Source organism: Parvularcula dongshanensis (assembly GCF_014199615.1).
GTDB lineage: Bacteria > Pseudomonadota > Alphaproteobacteria > Caulobacterales > Parvularculaceae > Parvularcula > Parvularcula dongshanensis.
Window position 1 is genome coordinate 1 of record NZ_JACHOB010000006.1, and the last position, 18,091, is coordinate 18,091.

Here is an 18,091-nt window from a genome sequence, read left to right on the forward strand (position 1 = left end):
GACGAACCACAGCTACTTCAACCTCTCGGGCCACGAGGACATAGCGCCGGTCCTCGGCCATGAGCTTACGATCGAGGCCAGCGCCTACACGCCCGCGAACGAGAGCCTGATCCCGACGGGCCGTGTCACCCCGGTCGAAGGCACCCCCTTCGACTTCCGCGAAGCCAAGCCGATCGGCGAAGACATCCGCGACGGTTCGGACAAGCAGGTCCGGATCGCCCAGGGCTTCGACCACAACTTCGTTCTGGACGGCGACGCGGGCGGCGAACCCCGCCTCGCCGCCCGCGTACACGACCCCGTCTCCGGACGAACGATGGAAGTGCTCTCCGATCAGCCCGGCATTCAGTTCTACTCTGGCAACTTCATCGACGCGACGATGAGTGGCAAAGGCGAGACGCTCTACAGGCAGAGCGACGCCCTGTGCCTCGAGCCGCAGGTCTTCCCCGACGCGCCGAACCAGGACGGATTTCCCTCCGCCCGGCTCGAGCCCGGCGACACCTACCGCAACGTGATGGTGCTGCGCTTCACCGCCGAGGCGGGACAGTGAGCGGCGCCGGTAAGACAAGCAGGAGCGACGCGTCGTGAGCTTTGGTTTCCTGGACTGGCTCGTCCTCGCCCTCTTCATGCTCGCGCTTCTCGGCATCGTCGTCTGGGTCGCGCTGCAGAAGGAAGAGGATACGGAGGACTACTTCCTCGCAGGCCGCAGCGCAGGCTGGCTCGCGATCGGCGCCTCCATCTTCGCCTCCAACATCGGCTCGGAACATTTGGTCGGACTCGCCTCCGCGGGCGCCGAGAGCGGCTTCGCCCTCGCCCACTGGGAGCTTCAATCGTGGATCATCCTGATCCTCGCCTGGACCTTCGTGCCCTTCTACTGGCGCACGCGGATCTTCACGACGCCCGAGTTCCTCGAGCGGCGCTACACGCCCGAGACGCGCACCTTCTTCTCCTTCATTTCCCTTGTGTCCTACGTCCTGACCAAAGTGTCGGTGACGGTCTTCGCAGGCGGCCTCGCAATTAAGGAGATCTTCGGCATCGACACGCTGTTCGGCGTCGACTTCTTCTGGATCGCCGCGATCGGCCTCGTCATCCTGACCGGCGCCTACACAGTCGTCGGCGGCATGAAGGCAGTCCTTTGGACCTCCGTCCTCCAGACGCCGGTCCTGCTCCTGGGCTCGATCGTCATCTTCGTGGCCGGCCTCGTGCGCTTGGGCGGCGACTCCGGCTTCTTCGAGGGCTGGGCGGTGATGTCGGAAATCTCGGGCGACCGGATGCACCTGTTCCGCCCCATCAACGACCCCGAGTTCCCTTGGCCGGCCGTCGTAGGCGGCTCGATCATCATCGGCCTTTGGTACTGGTGCACGGACCAGTACATCGTCCAGCGCGTCCTCTCCGCCAGGAACATGGCGCAGGCGCGGCGCGGCGCGATCTTCGGCGGCTACCTAAAGATCCTGCCCGTCTTCATCTTCCTCGTCCCCGGCATGATCGCCTTCGCGCTCGCGCAGGAAGGCATGATCGACCTGCCCGGGCCGAACTCGGCCTTCCCGGTCCTCGTCCGCGAGCTGCTGCCCGAAGGGGTGAAGGGCATCGTCCTCGGCGGTGCGATCGCCGCGCTGATGAGCTCCCTCGCCTCGCTCTTCAACTCGTCCGCGACGCTCTTCACCGTCGACTTCTACGAGCGGATGAAGCCTGGCCGGACGCAGGCACACTACCTTCAAATTGGGCGAATTGCGACAATCGTCATCGTTCTACTCGGTATTGCTTGGGTCCCAGTCTTGAGACGCCTAGGCGAAGATTCGAGTCTGTATGAGGTCCTTCAAAGCGTTCAGAGCCTGATCGCTCCATCTATCGTCGCGGTCTTCTTCCTTGGCATCTTCTCGAAGCGGATCACACCGACGGCAGGCTTCTGGGGGCTGATCATCGGTTTCGCGGCCGGTATGCTTCGCCTGATCCTGAGCCTCGTCCCGCCGCTCGCCGAGTCCAACCCGCTCTTCGCCGGGATCGTCGGGATGAACTGGCTCTACTATTGCTGCCTGCTGCTCATCTTCACGATCGCAGTCATGGTCGGCATCAGCGCCTTCACCAAGCCGAAGGACGCCGCCGCCATCGCCGGCCTCACCTTCGGCTCGACGACGCCGGAGCAAGAAGCGGAAGTCCGTGAGAGCTGGAACCGGTGGGACGTCGTCCACACCGTCGCCATCTGCGCCATCATCGCCCTGGTCTACCTGATCTTCTGGTAGCGCCAGGGCCTGTCCCAAGAGCGCCGCGCCCATAGTGCGGCGCAAGTCCAGGTCAGGAGCCCGTCCATGTCCCTCCCCGATCTTAAGAGCCGCAAGGTCTGGCTCGTCGTCGGATCGCAGCACCTCTACGGAGAGGAGACCCTCGCCAAGGTCGAGGCTCAGGCCCGGGAAGTCGCAGGCCACCTCGCGGGCAGCCCCGCCATGCCCGCGTCGCTCGCCTTCGAGGGCGTGGTGACGACGCCCACCGAAATCCTCTCGGTCTGCAAGCGGGCCAATGACGACGACGCGTGCGTCGGCCTCGTCTTCTGGATGCACACCTTCAGCCCCGCCAAGATGTGGATCGCCGGCCTTCAGGCGCTGCAGAAGCCCTTCTGCCAACTCAACACGCAGTACGCGGCCGAGATCCCGTGGTCCACGATCGACATGGACTACATGAACCTGAACCAGTCCGCCCACGGCGATCGCGAGTTCGGCTTCATCTGCTCGCGCCTCAGGATCGAGCGCCGTGTCGTCGTCGGTCACTGGAAGAGCGAGGGCGTCCAGCGACAGCTCGGCGCCTGGACCCGCGCCGCCATAGGCCGGGACGCGCTGCGCAGGGCCAGGATCGCTCGCTTCGGCGACAACATGCGCCAGGTCGCGGTCACCGAGGGCGACAAGGTCGAGGCGCAGATCCGCCTCGGCGCCACCGTCGACGGCTACGGCCTCGGCGACCTCGTCCCCTTCGTCGATGCCGTCTCTGACGCACGCCTGCGCGAAGAGTTCGACGTCGTCGCCGGCGCCTACGAGCTTCAGGACGGCCTCGAAGCGGGCGCCGACCGCCACGGCTCGCTCCTCGACGCCCTCAGGATCGAGCTCGGGCTTCGCGACTTCCTGACCGAGCACGACTATCAGGGCTTCACCGACACCTTCGAGAACCTGCACGGCCTCAAGCAGCTTCCAGGCATCGGCGCGCAGCGCCTAATGGCCGACGGCTACGGCTTTGGCGCCGAGGGCGACTGGAAGACGGCCGTCATGCTCCACGCAGCCAAGGTCATGGCGCAGGGCCTTTCGGGCGGGACCTCCTTCATGGAGGATTACACCTACCACCTGCCGGACGGCGGCGGTCTCTGCCTCGGCTCCCACATGCTCGAGGTTTGCCCGACCATCGCGGCGGGCAGGCCCAGGGTCGAGGTCCACCCCTTGGGCATCGGCGGCAAGGAGGACCCGGCGCGCCTCGTCTTCACCGCCCCGCCGGGCGAGGCGACCAACGTCGCCATGGTCGACATGGGCGACCGCTTCCGAATGATCTGCGGCGAGCTCGACGTGGTGGACGTCCCCCACGACATGCCGAACCTTCCCACGGCCGCCGCGCTTTGGAAGACGCAGCCGGACTTCGAGACCGGCACGGCCGCCTGGATGCACGCCGGCGGCGCGCACCACTCGGTCTTCTCCATGGCGCTCAAAACCGAACACTTCCGCGACCTCGCCGAGATGCTCGGCATCGAGCTTCTCGTCATCGACGAGGCCACCACCCTGCCCGCCTTCAAGCGAGACATCCGTTTGGGCGAGGCGGCCTACTCTTAAGAAGGAGCGTTCACATGGCGTCTCTTCGCACCCTGAAGGAAGAGGTCTACGAGGCGAACCTCGCTCTCGTCCGGCACGGCCTCGTGCTCCTGACCTGGGGCAACGTCTCCGGCATCGATCGCGACCAGGGCCTGGTCGCGATCAAGCCGTCGGGCGTTCCCTACGACGACATGACGGCCGACGACATGGTCATCGTCGACTTGGACGGAAAGGTGGTCGAGGGCACGCTCAAGCCGTCTTCAGACACCGCGACCCACCTCGTCCTCTACAACCGCTTCGAGGGCGTGGGCGGCGTCGCCCACACCCACTCGACGCACGGGGCTGCCTACGCGCAGGCCGGACGGCCGATAAAGATCCTCGGTACAACGCAGGCGGACTACTTCGCCGACGACATCCCCTGCACGCGCGACATGACCAAGGAAGAGATCGAGGGCGCGTTCGAGCACGAGACCGGCAACGTCATCGTCGAGACCGTCGGCAACCGCGACCCGCTCCACGTCCCGGGCGTCCTCCTCAAGAACCACGCGCCCTTCACCTGGGGCAAGACCGCGGCCGAAGCGGTGCGCAACTCCGTCGTCCTCGAGGAGGTCGCGCGCATGGGCCTGATGACGGCGCAGCTCAACCCGCAGGCGGAAATGAACCAGCACCTGGTCAAGAAGCACTTCGAGCGGAAGCACGGGCCGAACGCCTATTACGGCCAAGGGGGCCCGAACTGATGACGGACCGCACCCTCGTCCTCGGCCTCGACTACGGCACCGACTCCGCCCGCGCGCTCCTCATCGACGCGAAGAGCGGCGAGACCCTCGGTACGGCCGTCGCGCCTTATAAGCGTTGGGCGGAACGCCGTTGGTGCGAACCGGACCGCGACCAGTACCGTCAGCACCCGCAGGACTACATCGACGCCCTCGAGGAGGCCGTCGCGGGCGCGCTCTCGCAAGGGGGCGAAGACGCGGGCGCACGCGTCGCCGGCCTCTCCTTCGACACCACGGGCTCTACCCCCTGCATGGTCGGCGAGGACGGCGTGCCGCTCGCCCTCAAGCCGGAGTTCGCGGAAGACCCCGACGCGATGTTCGTCCTTTGGAAGGATCACACCGCGACCAAGGAAGCCGCACGAATCAACGAGCTGAACGCCCGGTCCAACACGGACTACCTTAGATATGTCGGCGGCATCTACTCGTCCGAGTGGGGCTGGGCCAAGGTCGCGCACGTCCTTGGCCGCAACGACCGCGTGGCGGACGCCGCCGTCTCCTTCGTCGAGCACTGCGACTGGATGCCGGCTCTGCTCACCGGACAAGAGGCCGTGCGCACCATGCCGCGCGGGCGCTGCGCCGCGGGGCACAAGAACCTCTGGGCGGACGAGTGGGACGGCCTGCCGGACGAGAGCTTCCTTACCGCGATCGAGCCGCGGCTTAAGGGGTACAGAGACACCTTCGCGCGCGAGACGCTGACGAGCGACAAGGTCGTGGGCCACCTGACGCCCGAATGGGCCGAACGGTTGGGACTGAGCCGCGACGCTGTCGTCGGGGCGGGCGCCTTCGATTGTCACATGGGCGCGGTCGGCGGCGAGATCCGCCCGCGCGCCCTCTCCCGCGTCATCGGCACCTCGACTTGCGACATCATGATCGTGCGGGAGGACGAGCTCGGTACGACGACCGTCGCAGGCATCTGCGGCCAGGTCGACGGCTCGGTCGTCCCCGGCATGGTCGGGCTCGAGGCGGGGCAATCCGCCTTCGGCGACCTCTACGCCTGGTTCGCGGAGCTCCTCTCCTGGCCGCTTCAGGGGATCAAGCCGGGCGCGGGGGATGCCGGGCACACGGCGCCTGCCGACCTTGGCCCGGGCCGCGTCATCGCCATGCTGTCGGAAGCGGCCGAGAAGGTCGACCCCACCACGTCCGAGCTCGTCGCCATCGACTGGCTCAACGGCCGCCGGACGCCCGACGCGAACCAGGAGCTTCGCGGCGCCATCGCAGGGCTGTCGCTCGGCGCCGATGCCCCCAGGGTCTTCCGCACCCTCGTCGAGGCCTCCTGCTTCGGCTCGCGCGCCATCGTCGAGCGCATCCGGCGCGAAGGCGTCGCCATCGACGAGGTGATCGGCCTCGGCGGCGTCGCGCAGAAGAGCCCGCTCGTCATGCAGACCATGGCCGACGTCCTGAACATGCCGATCCGCGTCGCGCGGGCCGAGCAGACCTGTGCGCTCGGCGCGGCCATGTTTGCCTCCATCGCAGCGGGGCTTCACGCCTCCACCGGCGACGCGCAGGCGGCGATGGGACAGGGCTTCGAGGCGGAGTACACGCCGAACCCGAAGATGACGGCGCACTACGACCGCGTCTACGAGGAGCGCTACAAGCCCCTCGGCGCCTTCGTCGAGGACCACCTGACCTGAACGCGCGGGCGCGGTTGCGCCCGCGACCCTTCGCCCGCAGGACGGCGGCACGTTTGGGAGTGCCGTTCATGGCCGAAGACTTCGACGCCGTCCTTCACACCATGACGACCGCCGCGAGGGCTGCAGGCGCGGTCCTCGGCGACGCCTTCGGCCGCCTCGACACCCTCACGGTCGAGCGCAAGAAGCCCTCCGACTTCGTCTCCGAGGCCGACCTCGGCGCCGAACGTGCCGTCTTCGACCGGCTGCGGGCGGACTATCCGCGCTTCGGCGCCCACCTCGAGGAGGGCGGCATCGTCGAGGGGGACGACCCCGACCATCAGTGGATCGTGGACCCGCTCGACGGGACGACGAACTTCCTGCGCGGCATCCCCCACTTCTCCGTCTCGATCGCCCTCGCCCGCAGGGGCCGCCCCGTCGCCGGCGTCGTCCTGAACCCCGCCTCGGACGAGATCTTCGTTGCGGCCGAGGGGCGGGGCACGACCCTCAACGGCAGGCCCGTCCGCGTCGCGGAGCCCCGTCCCCTCGCCCAGTGCCTCTTCGGTACCGGCCTGCCCTTCCGCGACAAGACCGGCCACGAAGCCTTCGCGCAGGAGCTCGTTCGGCCGATGAAGGCGCTCGCGGGGATCAGGCGCTTCGGCTCGGCCGCCCTCGACCTCGCCTGGGTCGCCTGCGGACGGTTCGACGCCTTCTGGGAGCACGACCTCAGCCCGTGGGACGTCGCCGCAGGCATCCTTCTGATCCGCGAGGCAGGCGGCCTCGTCACCCTGGCCTCCGGCGAGGAGGCGGACCTGCCCCACCGCTCGATCCTCGCGAGCGGTGCCGCTTTGCACGACGAGGCGCGCCAGCTCGTCACGTGCCGATAGGTGGTCCGGTCGTCCCTTCGGAACGGCGCACGGTAGAAGCACTGAGACGCTGCCAAGAACGACGGGCCGCACCCAAGCGTCCTTCCCGCACGGTCCCCATCCCTTCGTCGCGCCGAAGGCGCGTGAACGCATCCGGCGTTCCTCGCATGGGCGGATCGACTCAGCCTATATTTTGACGTGTCCTTTTCCGACGAAGCAGGAGCGGGCTTGAAAACGGACGAACGAAGGATCTCAATCATGCGCCTCGCCCTTTGCAGCCTCCTTCTTCTGCCCTCGGTCGCATTCGCCCAGGAGGCGCGTGAGCACGGTTGGGTTGCGGCTTGGGGAACGGCGCAGCAACTGGTCGAAGATCGCAACGAGCTGCCCGTACCGATGGGGGACGTGACGATACGCCAGACCGTGCAGCCGACGAGGAACGGCGAGACGGTGCGGGTCAGGCTCTCGAACGAGTTCGGCGAAGAGCCGCTCGTGATCGGTTCGCTTTCTATCGCGGTCGCGCAAGGGCCGGGCTCGGCGGCCATTTCCGAGGGAACGAGCCTTCCGCTTTCCTTCTCAGGACATGCCGGCGTGACGATACCGCCAGGGGCAGTCTTCTACACGGACGAAGCCGACTTCTCTTTCGAGGCTTTCGGCGACGTCGCGGTCACCATGCACGTGGTGCAGGCCCCGGACCGGCAGAGCGGTCATCCCGGCTCGCGAACCACCTCTCACTTCGAGAGCGGTGAACACGTCGGCGAGGCCGTGCTTGATGGGGGGTCTACCGACCACTGGTACGTGCTTTCGACGATCGAAGTGCCGGCCAGCGAGGAAGCGGCGTCCATCGGCGTCATCGGCGATTCGATCACCGACGGACGCGGATCTACGACGAACGGAAACGATCGGTGGACGGACTTCCTAGCTCGCCGACTTCAGGCGAACGAGGCGACCGATCACCTGTCGGTCGTCAATCTCGGTCTGGGCGGAAACTGTGTTCTCAGGAACTGCCTAGGACCGAACGTCCTCGCACGGCTCGACCGAGACGTGCTGGCACAGCCCAACATGGACTACTTGATCTTCTTCGAAGGGATTAACGACATCGGCGGCAGCGGGCTGACCGACGAGGGTGTGGACGGCTTCGTCGCGGACATGACCGCAGGCCTGGTCCAGATCGCCGAGCGCGCCCGCGCGGCAGGCGTCACGCCGATCGGCGCGACGATCGCTCCTTACGGCTCGACCGAAGTGTACCCGACGGGCGGCGCGCACGAAGAGGCGCGCCGGCGGATCAACGACTGGATCAGGCGTTCCGGTACGTTCGACGCCGTCCTCGACTTCGACGCGGCGCTCAAGGACCCGGCTTCGCCCGACCGGCTTCGTCCGGCTTACGACGAGGGCGACGGGCTTCATCCATCGCCCGCGGGCTTCGAGGCCCTGGCAAACGCGGTGCCGCTGTCGGTCTTCGTTGGGGTCCGAGCCGAAGATCGACAGACAGAATAACAACCCCCCGCGCCTTCAAGCGCCGGACAGCGGGCGGGACGTACGAAATGCTTCAGGTTGGTGGAGCGGGTAGCGGGAATCGAACCCGCATCCTCAGCTTGGAAGGCTGCTGCACTACCATTGTGCTATACCCGCGAACGGCGTGCCGTTAGCACGGACGCCCCGCCCTGCGAAGGGTTCGAGGCGTCCGAAAAGCGCGAAAGCCGGTTCAGCCCTGAACGGCTTTGACGATCTTCTGCGCGGCGTCGTCCAGGTCGTTCGCCGCGATGACGTTGAGGTCGGAGCCGTCGATGATCGCCTTGCCCTTGTCGACGTTCGTCCCTTCGAGGCGGACGACGAGGGGCACGTTGAGGCCGACCTCCTGCACCGCTGCCAGAACGCCTTCGGCGATGACGTCGCAACGCATGATGCCGCCGAAGATGTTCACGAGGATGCCTTGGACGCCGGGATCCGAGGTGATGATCTTGAAGGCTTCGGTGACCTTTTCCTTGGTGGCGCCGCCGCCGACGTCGAGGAAGTTCGCGGGTTCCGCGCCGTAGTGCTTGATGATGTCCATGGTCGCCATGGCGAGGCCCGCGCCGTTCACCATGCAGCCGATGTTACCGTCGAGCTTCACGTAGGAGAGGTCGGACTTGCCCGCGCGGAGTTCCAGCGGATCCTCTTCCGTCTCGTCCCGCAACTCCGCGAGGTCGGCGTGGCGGAACTCGGCGTTCGGATCGAAGCCGACCTTGGCGTCTAGGACGCGGAGGTGGCCGTTCTCCATCACGATCAGCGGGTTCACCTCTAGCATCGCCATGTCGGTCTCGGTGAACGCCTGGTAGAGCGTATGCATCAGCTGACGGCCCTCGTCCGCCGCCGGTCCGTCGAGCGCGAGCGCCGAGACGAGCTCATTCGCGACGTCGTCGGTCATGCCGGACTTGGGGTCGACGGTGACGGTCGCGATCTTCTCAGGACTGCTTTCGGCGACCTCCTCGATGTCCATGCCGCCCTCGGTCGAGGCGATGAAGGCGACGCGGCCCGTGCCGCGGTCGACGACGATGGACAGGTAGAGCTCGCGGTCGATGTCCGCGCCGTCCTCGATGTAGATGCGCCCGACCGTCTTGCCCTCAGGCCCGGTCTGCTTGGTGACGAGAGTGTTGCCGAGCATGGCTTTGGTCTGCTCCGCGGCGTCTTGCGGGGACTTGGCGAGCCTTACGCCGCCCTTCTCGCCCGCTTCGGCCTCCTTGAAGGAGCCCTTGCCGCGACCGCCCGCATGGATCTGCGCCTTCACGACGTAGAGCGGCCCCGGCAGCGTGCTCGCCTTCGCTTCGGCTTCGCTCGCGTCCAGGACGACGACGCCGTCCGCGACGGGCGCGCCGTAGCGTTTGAGGAGCTGTTTCGCCTGATACTCGTGAATGTTCATCGGTGCCTCGGATGCGCAGGAGTCAGGCGCGCCCTACCCCGCCCCGCCGCGCCTCTCAACCGGGGGCGTCACGCCTGTTTACCGTGCTTGCGGAACGCCGGGCGGCAGGTGTCTGTTCTCTAGCGAACGAAGGAGGCACGTAATGGACGAGCAAACCGATCGCGGCACCGAACCTGGACCGATCCTCAAGAGCTACGAGCGGGCGAAGACAGCGCTGACCGGCCTCATCGGCCGCGGGAAGGCGGAGGCGAAGGCGACGTTCTCGAGCGGTGAGCCGCAGGACGATCCCGTCACCTCCGGTCACGACTGGAAGAACAAGAAGCCTGAAGAAGTCTCCGAGGCCGACGACGTGCGCAGCCAGGAAGAGATGAAAGAGACCTTCGACGGCGACGGGAAGACGCCGAGCTCGGAGGCCGGTGCCCCCCATACCGCCGTCTACGAGGACGTGGCCGGAACGCCGCCTTCCGATGCAGTGGATGCCCCCACCCAGCCGCGCCACCTCGCCGAGGGCGACAGCGGTGGTCCGCGCGGCGACGTCGAGTTGCCTTCTGCCGACGTCCATCGAGGCGTCGGCACGGACGACAACGACGACGCTCCCGAGATGGGCGATCTCGAGGACTCGATTCAAGCCGAGCTCGCCGAAGGGCAAGAAGACGAGGACGGCCGGGTGCCGTCCGATGGCCTCGGTCTCGATGACGATCCGGGGGCTCGCTACGCTTCTGACACGGAGATCGACAGGTGACGCCCGATCACAGCCCCCGCCTCCCCTTCGTCGTCCTGAACGGCACGCTCGACGCCTTTCAGGCGGTCACGCGCGGCGTCTCCGCCATTGCGTTGAGCGCGTTGGGTGGGCACCCGATCGGTGTATCGCCGCCGCCAGAGAGCGAAGGCTTCACGCCGCCGGCGATCGCCCCCGAAGAAACCGAGACGGCGAGCACGGCGCTCGCGTCTGCGTTGAACACGCGCGCAAAGGAGGCCTTGAGCGCTTACAAGCCGGACCGGTCGCCGGCGAAAGGTTTAGAGGCGCCTAAGGAGATCCCCGCACCGAAGACGCCTCCGAGAGAGCTCGGTCCCGATCCGTTCAAGCCGTAAGGGGTGCCAGCGTTTCGGCCGCTTCGATCCAGCCGCCGCCCAGAACCCGATCATGCTGGGTGTCGGCTGAGTAGAATACGCACGCCTGTCCGGGTGCGACCCCTTCCTGCGCCGCGTCCAGGTCGACGAAGGGTCCTCGCTTGTCCCGTCCCGTGACCGCTGGCGCGGGCGGGCGGGTGGAGCGGAGCTTCACCGCAACGCGCGCCCCGGACGGAAAGGCACCGCCGCCGAGCCAGTTCAGTTCCTTCAGTCGCACCCGTGCCTTGGCCAACGCCTCGCGCGGCCCGACCACGACCTGCCGGCGCTCCGCATCGAGACGCAGGACGTAGAGCGGTTCGCTCAACCCGCCGATCTCGAGGCCGCGTCGTTGGCCGACCGTATAGTGGATGACGCCCGGGTGACGGCCGAGCACGGTACCGTCCTGCGTCACGATCTCGCCCGGCTCCACCGCCCCCGGACGCAGGCGCTCGACGACGCTCGTATACTTGCCCTCGGGCACGAAGCAGATGTCCTGACTGTCGGGCTTGTCCGCCACGACCAGCCCGAGTTCGGCGGCGAGCGCTCTGACCTGCGCCTTCGGCATCTCGCCGAGGGGGAAACGCAGGAAGTCCAGCTGTGCCGGCGTGGTCGAGAACAAGAAGTAGCTCTGGTCCTTCGAAGCATCCGCCGCGCGGCGAAGCTCCGGGCCGTCGGGCCCCAGGGCGCGGCGGATGTAGTGGCCGGTCGCCATGGCTTCCGCGCCCAGCTCGCGGGACGTCTCGAGCAAGTCCTTGAACTTCACCCGTTCGTTGCAGCGAACGCAGGGGATCGGCGTCGCGCCTGCCAGGTAGGTCTCGGCGAAGTCCTCCATCACGGCGGCGCCGAAACGGTCTTCGTAGTCGAGGACGTAGTGGGGGATGCCTAGGCGGTCGGCGACGGCACGTGCGTCCGCGATGTCCTGCCCGGCGCAGCAGGCGCCCTTCTTCTGGATCGCGACCCCGTGGTCGTAGAGCTGAAGCGTGATGCCGACGGCCTCGTACCCCGCCCTCGCGACGAGCGCGGCGGTGACGGAGCTGTCCACGCCGCCGGACATGGCCACGACCACACGCGAACCCTTCGGAACGCCGAGGTCCAGGGCGGCAGCGGCGGCGTCGGTGAGCGGCGTTTCGGTCATGGCGTCTAGCTAGGCGTGCTGGGGGCGGAACGGAACCGCCCCCTTGCCTACAGACGCCGGAGACTTAGAGCGGCTGCAGGTTCGACGCGGAGGTCTTGTTCCGCTTGGGGTCGGTGTAGAGCTCGTAGGCGATCTTCTGACCGTCGTTGAGACCCTGCAGTCCGGCACGCTGAACGGCGGTGATGTGGACGAAGACGTCCTGACCGCCCTCATCGGGCTGAATGAAGCCGTAGCCTTTTTCGGTATTGAACCATTTCACGGTGCCAGTGGCCATCTCGTGTTTCCTAATCAGTGGTGGGGATGATGGCCGAAGTCGAACGGTCTTCTGTGGAACGCATGGTCTCAGCCTTGAGCGCCGGTTCACCGATAGCTTGAGGGGTGGCCGACGAGGGAAGCACAACCTGCAGGGCGGGGTTCTGTCAAATCAATTCACGCGCGCCCGCACTGCCGGACCCTATTGACTACAGCTGTGGTCACGTGCTTCGACTACGCTTGTAGTCAATAGGAGGACGGCGATGCGCATCACCAGCGCGGAGCTCCGGGTCATGGACGTGCTGTGGGAGACCGCACCGCTCGGCGCGGCCGAAGTCGTCGCGGCGCTCAAGGACAGCGAGTGGAGCGACCGTACGGTCAAGACGCTGCTTGCCCGCCTCACCGACAAGGGGGCCTTGGCAGCGGAGCCTGAGGGGCGCCGCTACCTGTATCGTCCACTCATCGCTCGCGAAGCTCATCGCAAGGATGCCGTCAGCCGCCTGTCAGAACGCCTGTTCGGTGGGCGGGCGGCGCCGATGGTGGCGCACCTCGCGGACGGCCAGGGACTGTCCGAGACCGACCTCGATGAACTCGAGGCGCTGGTTCGTACCCTGCGTGGGGAGCAAGACCGATGAACGCCGAGGCCTTCCTCATCTGGCTCGTCGTGGCCAACGTCGTCGGCGCCATCCTCTGCTGGTTCGTGCTGACCCTGCGCCGCATTGTCCGGCAAGCCTTCGGCGCGCGTGCAGCGGTCGTGATGTGGCTCGCCCCGGGGCTGCGCCTGATCCTTCCGCCTCTCGGTCTGGGCCTTCTGGCCTGGCCGGGCGGCGGGGCCGAAGCGCCCGGTTGGGCGGAGAGTCCAGATGCCTACACGGTCGCGCCGTCAGGCGGGACGGGGGCAGCGGCGCTCCCGCTAGAAGCCGCCGTTCCGCCTGAGGTCAGCGAAGGGCTCCAAGTCGCTCTTCCGACGCTTCCTGCCGTCGTTCTGTGCCTTTGGGTCTTCGGCGCTTGCGTGATGCTCGTCCGACTTTTCATGGGCAGTTGGCTCTGGCGCCGCACGCTCCTCGCCGAAGCCGCCGCACCGAGCCCAGCCCTCGACGCGCTTGCCGACGAGGTCAGTGCGGAGATCGGCCCGAAGCGTTTCCGGCTGATCCTATCCGGCGCTGCCGCGTCGCCCCAGGTCATGGGGGTCTTTGCCCCGCTGATCGCAGTGCCGCTCGGCTTCGAGAAGACCTTCACACGCGAACAGCAGCGCCTCGCGCTCGTTCACGAGGTGATGCACCTGCGGCGCGGGGACCTGTGGACGCAGACGGCGGCCCGGTCGCTCGCCGCGCTGCATTGGCCGAACCCGCTGATCGCTCTCTCAGTGAACCGGTTCCGCGCCGACCAGGAAGCCGCCTGCGACGAAGCCGTCCGAGCCCTCGGTGCGCCGACTGCCGACTACGCGGCCACCCTCATGTGCGCCGCACGCGGTCCGGCCGTGCCCGCCCTCGCGCTGAATAGCGATCTCAAGGAAAGGATCGAGATCATGAGACGACCCCTCCCCTCCCTCGCCCGCCGCCTCCTCGGCACGGTCGCGGTGCTCGGCCTCGCCTTGCCACTCGCTGCGGCCACGCAGACGGCACAGGACGGCGCCGATGCGGCGCCGCAGGACCTGGGCGAAGCACCTCGCGCGGAATCCAACGGCGCAGAGGCCATGGAAGTGAACCGCTACGACGATGACGAGAACGGGCACCAGACCGAAGTCGTGATCGACGGCGAAAGCTACGTCGTGCATGGCCGCAACGTCGAAATGGTCCTGCTCAGCGATCCGTTCAAAGAACTGGTCCCCGAGCCGCCGAAAGAGCCGACCGTCGCACGAGCCCGTGTCGCGCCGCCCCCGCCGCCTACGCCGCCCGTGCCCGCCGTCCGGACGAAGGAGGACGAGGAAGGCACCTGGATCCTCGTTCCCGGCAGCGGGAAGAACGATCAGGACTTCTCCAAGTTCGAGGAGGAGATGGAAGCCTGGTCCGAGATGCACGGCGAAGCCATGGGCCACTTCGGTGAAGTCATGGGCGAGTTCGGCGAACGCATGGGCGCCTGGGGCGAGAAGATGGGAATGGTCGGCGAGGCTGTGGGTGAACTCGGACGCCGCTGCCGCGCTCACACCCGACGCACGGACGAACCCACGGTGCTCGAGGAGGAGGTCGAAGACGACATGGGCACGGTGAAGGCCGTCTGCGCTCGTGGCGGCGAGGACCGCTACGCCTCCGCCGCCCTCGAGGACTGGGTGAAGTCCCAGCGCGGTCTCAGTGCGAGGGAGAAGGCGGCGTTCATGGAGAACCGCGACGGTCGCGGCCACGTCTACACGGACTGACCCGGACGAGCGCCCCCGTCCTGCCGACGCGCGGCCGGGCGGGGGTGTTCGCGCGCCTGACGCTCCACCCCGGCCCAAAGGGGGTTCGCCTTCTTCACATCCTACGGCTAGTAAGCGGTCGACCCTTCCGCCGGAGACCTTCTGATGCCCCTCGACACCGCGCCTGCACCGCGCAGCGCCGAGCGTTCCCGCAAGACGAAAGAAACGGACATCACCGTCCGCCTCGACCTCGACGGCACCGGCCGCGCGGACGTTGCGACCGGTATCGGCTTCCTCGACCACATGCTCGAAGGCTTCGCGAAGCACGCGCTCTTCGACCTCTACGTCCGCTGTGATGGGGACCTTCACATCGACGGTCACCACACGACCGAGGACGTGGGCATCGTCATGGGTCTCGCGCTGAAAAAGGCCCTGGGCGACATGGGCGGCATCACGCGCTTCGGTCATGCCTACGTGCCGATGGACGAGACCTTGAGCCGCGCGTCGGTCGACGTGTCGGGCCGGCCCTACCTGATCTGGAAGGTGGAGTTCACGCGCGACAAGATCGGCGAGATGGACACCGAGCTCTTCCGCGAGTGGTTCCACGCCTTCGCGACCAATGCCGGGCTCACCTGCCACGTCGAGTGCCTCTACGGCCTCAACAACCACCACGTCGTCGAGAGCGCGTTCAAGGCGCTGGCCCGCGCCTGCAAGATCGCCGTGACGCCGGAGCCGCGCTTGGGCGGCGCGCCGGCCTCGACCAAGGGCTCGCTCGGCTCCTGAGCCTTGCGTGCGCGGCCGATCCGGCTAATCCCCCGGCTATGCCAAAGGTCTGCCTCATCGATTACGGCTCGGGCAACGTGCACTCCGCGCGAAAGGCGCTCATGCGCGTCGCGGAAAGCGCGCACGACGTCGTCCTGTCCGGCGACCCCGACGTCATCGCTAGTGCCGACCGCCTGGTCCTGCCCGGCGTCGGCGCCTTCGCAGCCTGCATGGCGCGGCTCTCCGCGCAGGACGGCGTCGTGGACGCGATGAACGAGGCGGTCGCGAAGGGCCGCCCCTTCCTCGGCATCTGCGTTGGGATGCAGCTCCTCGCGGACCGCGGCCTCGAGCACGGCGAGACGGGCGGCCTCGGCCTCATCGGCGGCACGGTCAGGCGCCTCGAGACCGGCGCGCTCAAATCCCCTCACATGGGCTGGAACGACGTGAGGGCACGCGGCCAGCGCCACCCTCTCCTGCCGCCGGACGGCGACGCCTACTTCGTCCACTCTTTCGTTTTCGAGCCCGAGGACGACGCCGTCATCGCTGCGACCGCGGAGTACGGTGAGCCCGTCCCCGCCCTCATCGCGCGCGGCAACGTCGCAGGCACGCAGTTCCACCCCGAAAAGAGCCAGGCCTACGGCCTCGCTCTCCTCTCGAACTTCCTTGAGTGGCGCCCATGACCTTCGAGCTTTGGCCCGCCATCGACCTCAAGGGCGGCGAGTGCGTCCGCCTTCTCTACGGGGACATGGAGCGCTCGACGACCTATGCGAAGAGCCCGGCGGCCCAAGCCTGGCGCTTCCGCGACGCAGGCTTCGACCGCCTGCACGTCGTCGACCTCGACGGCGCCTTCGCCGGCGCGCCCGCCAACGCGGAGGCCGTGCAAGCGATCCTCTACGAGACCGACGCCAAGGTGCAGCTCGGCGGGGGCATTCGCGACCGCGAGACCGTCGACCGGTGGCTGGACCTCGGCATCACGCGGGTCATCCTCGGCACGGCAGCGGTGAAGGATCCGGCGCTCGTCAAGGGCGCGGCCAAAGCGCATGAGGGCCGCATCGTGGTCGGCATCGATGCGCGCGACGGCCTCGTCGCGACCGAGGGCTGGGCACAGGGCTCGGAGATGACCGCCATCGACCTCGGGCGCAGGTTCGAGGACGCAGGCGTCGCCGCCATCGTCTTCACCGACATCGGCCGCGACGGCGCCCTCACAGGTGTCAACGTCGAGGCGACGGCGGAACTCGCGCGCGCGCTGACGATCCCGGTCCTCGCGTCGGGCGGCGTCAAGGACGCGGACGACATCAAGGCGCTGGCGCTCCACAAGGCTGACGGCGTCGCGGGCGCGATCCTCGGCCGCTCGCTCTACGAGGGCACGATCGACCCAAGCGAAGCGCAAGGCATCGCGAGGACGGCGTGACCCTTAAAGCCCGCATCATCCCTTGCTTGGATGTCAAGGACGGTCGCGTCGTAAAGGGCGTGAACTTCGTCGGCCTTAGAGACGCTGGCGACCCGGTCGAGGCCGCCGCCGCCTACTCCGACGCCGGGGCGGACGAGATCTGCTTCCTCGACATCACGGCGAGCCATGAGGGGCGCGAGACGCTTCTCGACATGGTTACGCGCACGGCAGAGCGCGCCTTCTGCCCTCTGACCGTCGGCGGCGGCGTGCGCTCGGTCGAGGGCGTCCACGCCCTCCTCGCGGCGGGGGCGGACAAGGTCGCGATCAACTCCGCCGCCGTGCGCGACCCCGGCCTCATCACCGAGGCGGCGATGGCGGCGGGCAGCCAGTGCGTCGTCGTCGCGATCGACGCCAAGAGGGACGGCGCGGGCTGGTCGATCTTCACCCATGGCGGCCGAACGCCGACCGGGATCGACGCGATAGAGTTCGCGCGCGAGGCGGCGGAGCGGGGCGCAGGAGAGATTCTCCTGACCTCGATGGACCGCGACGGCGTGCGCACGGGCTACGACCTCGCGCTGACCAAGGCCATCGCCACCGCCGTGCCGATCCCCGTCATCGCGTCGGGCGGTGTCGGTAGCCTCGATGACCTCGCGGACGGCATCACCGAAGGCCGCGCCGACGCTGTCCTCGCCGCCTCGATCTTTCACTTCGGCGAGCACACGGTCGAGGAGGCGAAGCACCACCTCGCGGCGCGCGGCATTCCGGTGCGGCTATGAGTGGGATCGGCGAGACGCTCGACGCCCTCATGGCGACGGTCGAAGCACGCAAGGGCACGGACCCGAAGGAGAGCTACACGGCGAGCCTCCTGAGCGCGGGACGAGAGCGCTGCGCCAAGAAGCTCGGCGAGGAAGCGGTCGAAGCCGCCCTCGCCGGGGCGCTCGGGCAGAAGGACGAGCTCGCGGCAGAGGCGGCGGACGTCCTCTACCACCTCGCGGTCCTCCTCGCCGCGAACGAGATCGGCTGGGATGAGGTCGCAGCGAAGCTCGCCGGCCGGACGGGACAGAGCGGCCACGAAGAGAAGGCGACCCGCTAACCCAATCAAACCGCTGATCTTCCTCGCTTCTTAAGCCTTGCTTCAGACAACCCATCTCTACCTGTCGGCAGAGACGGCGCGGAGCGGGAGAAA

At 67.7% G+C, this 18,091-nt stretch carries 19 protein-coding genes and 1 tRNA gene; 16 read left to right on the plus strand and 4 right to left on the minus strand.

The window, feature by feature from the left end:
- The 7 genes from GGQ59_RS12380 to GGQ59_RS12410 all read left to right on the plus strand — a co-directional run.
- The coding region (locus tag GGQ59_RS12380; protein WP_221401033.1) for an aldose epimerase family protein at window positions 1-547 on the plus strand (547 nt) is incomplete at its 5' end.
- 76 nt (window positions 548-623) lie between these two features.
- On the plus strand, window positions 624-2,237 hold the full coding sequence (locus GGQ59_RS12385; RefSeq protein WP_183819516.1) for a sodium:solute symporter: 1,614 nt from the start codon (window positions 624-626) through the stop codon (window positions 2,235-2,237).
- Between the two features lie 66 nt (window positions 2,238-2,303).
- Entirely contained in the window at window positions 2,304-3,800 is a 1,497-nt protein-coding gene (gene araA, locus GGQ59_RS12390; protein ID WP_183819092.1) for an L-arabinose isomerase, read from the plus strand.
- Between the two features lie 14 nt (window positions 3,801-3,814).
- On the plus strand, window positions 3,815-4,516 hold the full coding sequence (locus GGQ59_RS12395; RefSeq protein WP_183819094.1) for an L-ribulose-5-phosphate 4-epimerase: 702 nt from the start codon (window positions 3,815-3,817) through the stop codon (window positions 4,514-4,516).
- Window positions 4,516-6,183: a ribulokinase gene (locus tag GGQ59_RS12400; protein ID WP_183819097.1), complete on the plus strand. Its 1,668-nt coding sequence runs from the start codon at window positions 4,516-4,518 to the stop codon at window positions 6,181-6,183. Before GGQ59_RS12395 ends, GGQ59_RS12400 begins: the two co-directional genes overlap by 1 nt.
- 68 nt (window positions 6,184-6,251) lie before the next feature.
- Entirely contained in the window at window positions 6,252-7,046 is a 795-nt protein-coding gene (locus GGQ59_RS12405; protein ID WP_221401035.1) for an inositol monophosphatase family protein, read from the plus strand.
- A gap of 237 nt (window positions 7,047-7,283) precedes the next feature.
- Window positions 7,284-8,519: an SGNH/GDSL hydrolase family protein gene (locus GGQ59_RS12410; protein ID WP_183819099.1), complete on the plus strand. Its 1,236-nt coding sequence runs from the start codon at window positions 7,284-7,286 to the stop codon at window positions 8,517-8,519.
- Between the two features lie 61 nt (window positions 8,520-8,580).
- Here GGQ59_RS12410 and GGQ59_RS12415 read toward each other — a convergent pair.
- Together GGQ59_RS12415 and sucC are read right to left on the minus strand one after the other, a co-directional pair.
- Window positions 8,581-8,654, minus strand: a tRNA-Gly gene (locus tag GGQ59_RS12415).
- A 73-nt stretch (window positions 8,655-8,727) separates the two neighbouring features.
- Window positions 8,728-9,921, minus strand: a complete 1,194-nt coding sequence (gene sucC / locus GGQ59_RS12420) for an ADP-forming succinate--CoA ligase subunit beta (RefSeq protein ID WP_183819101.1) — start codon at window positions 9,919-9,921, stop codon at window positions 8,728-8,730.
- 142 nt (window positions 9,922-10,063) lie between these two features.
- Between sucC and GGQ59_RS12425 the strand changes: the two genes are divergently transcribed.
- Together GGQ59_RS12425 and GGQ59_RS12430 are read left to right on the plus strand one after the other, a co-directional pair.
- The gene (locus tag GGQ59_RS12425) at window positions 10,064-10,663 is read left to right on the plus strand and encodes a hypothetical protein (protein WP_183819103.1); all 600 of its coding nucleotides are present in this window, start codon (window positions 10,064-10,066) and stop codon (window positions 10,661-10,663) included.
- Window positions 10,660-11,013: a hypothetical protein gene (locus GGQ59_RS12430; RefSeq protein WP_183819105.1), complete on the plus strand. Its 354-nt coding sequence runs from the start codon at window positions 10,660-10,662 to the stop codon at window positions 11,011-11,013. Before GGQ59_RS12425 ends, GGQ59_RS12430 begins: the two co-directional genes overlap by 4 nt.
- Here GGQ59_RS12430 and mnmA read toward each other — a convergent pair.
- Together mnmA and GGQ59_RS12440 are read right to left on the minus strand one after the other, a co-directional pair.
- The gene (gene mnmA, locus GGQ59_RS12435) at window positions 11,003-12,166 is read right to left on the minus strand and encodes a tRNA 2-thiouridine(34) synthase MnmA (RefSeq protein WP_183819107.1); all 1,164 of its coding nucleotides are present in this window, start codon (window positions 12,164-12,166) and stop codon (window positions 11,003-11,005) included. The two genes, GGQ59_RS12430 and mnmA, sit on opposite strands and share 11 nt — an antisense overlap.
- A gap of 64 nt (window positions 12,167-12,230) precedes the next feature.
- Window positions 12,231-12,440: a cold-shock protein gene (locus GGQ59_RS12440; protein WP_183819110.1), complete on the minus strand. Its 210-nt coding sequence runs from the start codon at window positions 12,438-12,440 to the stop codon at window positions 12,231-12,233.
- Between the two features lie 241 nt (window positions 12,441-12,681).
- Here GGQ59_RS12440 and GGQ59_RS12445 point away from each other — a divergent pair, with 241 nt between their 5' ends.
- The 7 genes from GGQ59_RS12445 to GGQ59_RS12475 all read left to right on the plus strand — a co-directional run bounded on the left by GGQ59_RS12445 (window position 12,682) and on the right by GGQ59_RS12475 (window position 17,998).
- The gene (locus GGQ59_RS12445; RefSeq protein WP_183819112.1) at window positions 12,682-13,053 is read left to right on the plus strand and encodes a BlaI/MecI/CopY family transcriptional regulator; all 372 of its coding nucleotides are present in this window, start codon (window positions 12,682-12,684) and stop codon (window positions 13,051-13,053) included.
- Window positions 13,050-14,774: a M56 family metallopeptidase gene (locus GGQ59_RS12450; protein WP_183819114.1), complete on the plus strand. Its 1,725-nt coding sequence runs from the start codon at window positions 13,050-13,052 to the stop codon at window positions 14,772-14,774. Before GGQ59_RS12445 ends, GGQ59_RS12450 begins: the two co-directional genes overlap by 4 nt.
- 144 nt (window positions 14,775-14,918) lie before the next feature.
- On the plus strand, window positions 14,919-15,536 hold the full coding sequence (gene hisB, locus GGQ59_RS12455) for an imidazoleglycerol-phosphate dehydratase HisB (RefSeq protein WP_183819116.1): 618 nt from the start codon (window positions 14,919-14,921) through the stop codon (window positions 15,534-15,536).
- A 38-nt stretch (window positions 15,537-15,574) separates the two neighbouring features.
- Window positions 15,575-16,195, plus strand: a complete 621-nt coding sequence (hisH, locus tag GGQ59_RS12460; protein ID WP_183819119.1) for an imidazole glycerol phosphate synthase subunit HisH — start codon at window positions 15,575-15,577, stop codon at window positions 16,193-16,195.
- The gene (gene hisA / locus GGQ59_RS12465; protein ID WP_183819520.1) at window positions 16,192-16,926 is read left to right on the plus strand and encodes a 1-(5-phosphoribosyl)-5-[(5-phosphoribosylamino)methylideneamino]imidazole-4-carboxamide isomerase; all 735 of its coding nucleotides are present in this window, start codon (window positions 16,192-16,194) and stop codon (window positions 16,924-16,926) included. Before hisH ends, hisA begins: the two co-directional genes overlap by 4 nt.
- The gene (hisF, locus tag GGQ59_RS12470) at window positions 16,923-17,681 is read left to right on the plus strand and encodes an imidazole glycerol phosphate synthase subunit HisF (protein ID WP_183819121.1); all 759 of its coding nucleotides are present in this window, start codon (window positions 16,923-16,925) and stop codon (window positions 17,679-17,681) included. Before hisA ends, hisF begins: the two co-directional genes overlap by 4 nt.
- Window positions 17,678-17,998, plus strand: coding sequence for a phosphoribosyl-ATP diphosphatase (locus GGQ59_RS12475; protein ID WP_183819123.1), 321 nt, complete (start codon window positions 17,678-17,680; stop codon window positions 17,996-17,998). Before hisF ends, GGQ59_RS12475 begins: the two co-directional genes overlap by 4 nt.
- Window positions 17,999-18,091 lie beyond the last annotated feature (93 nt).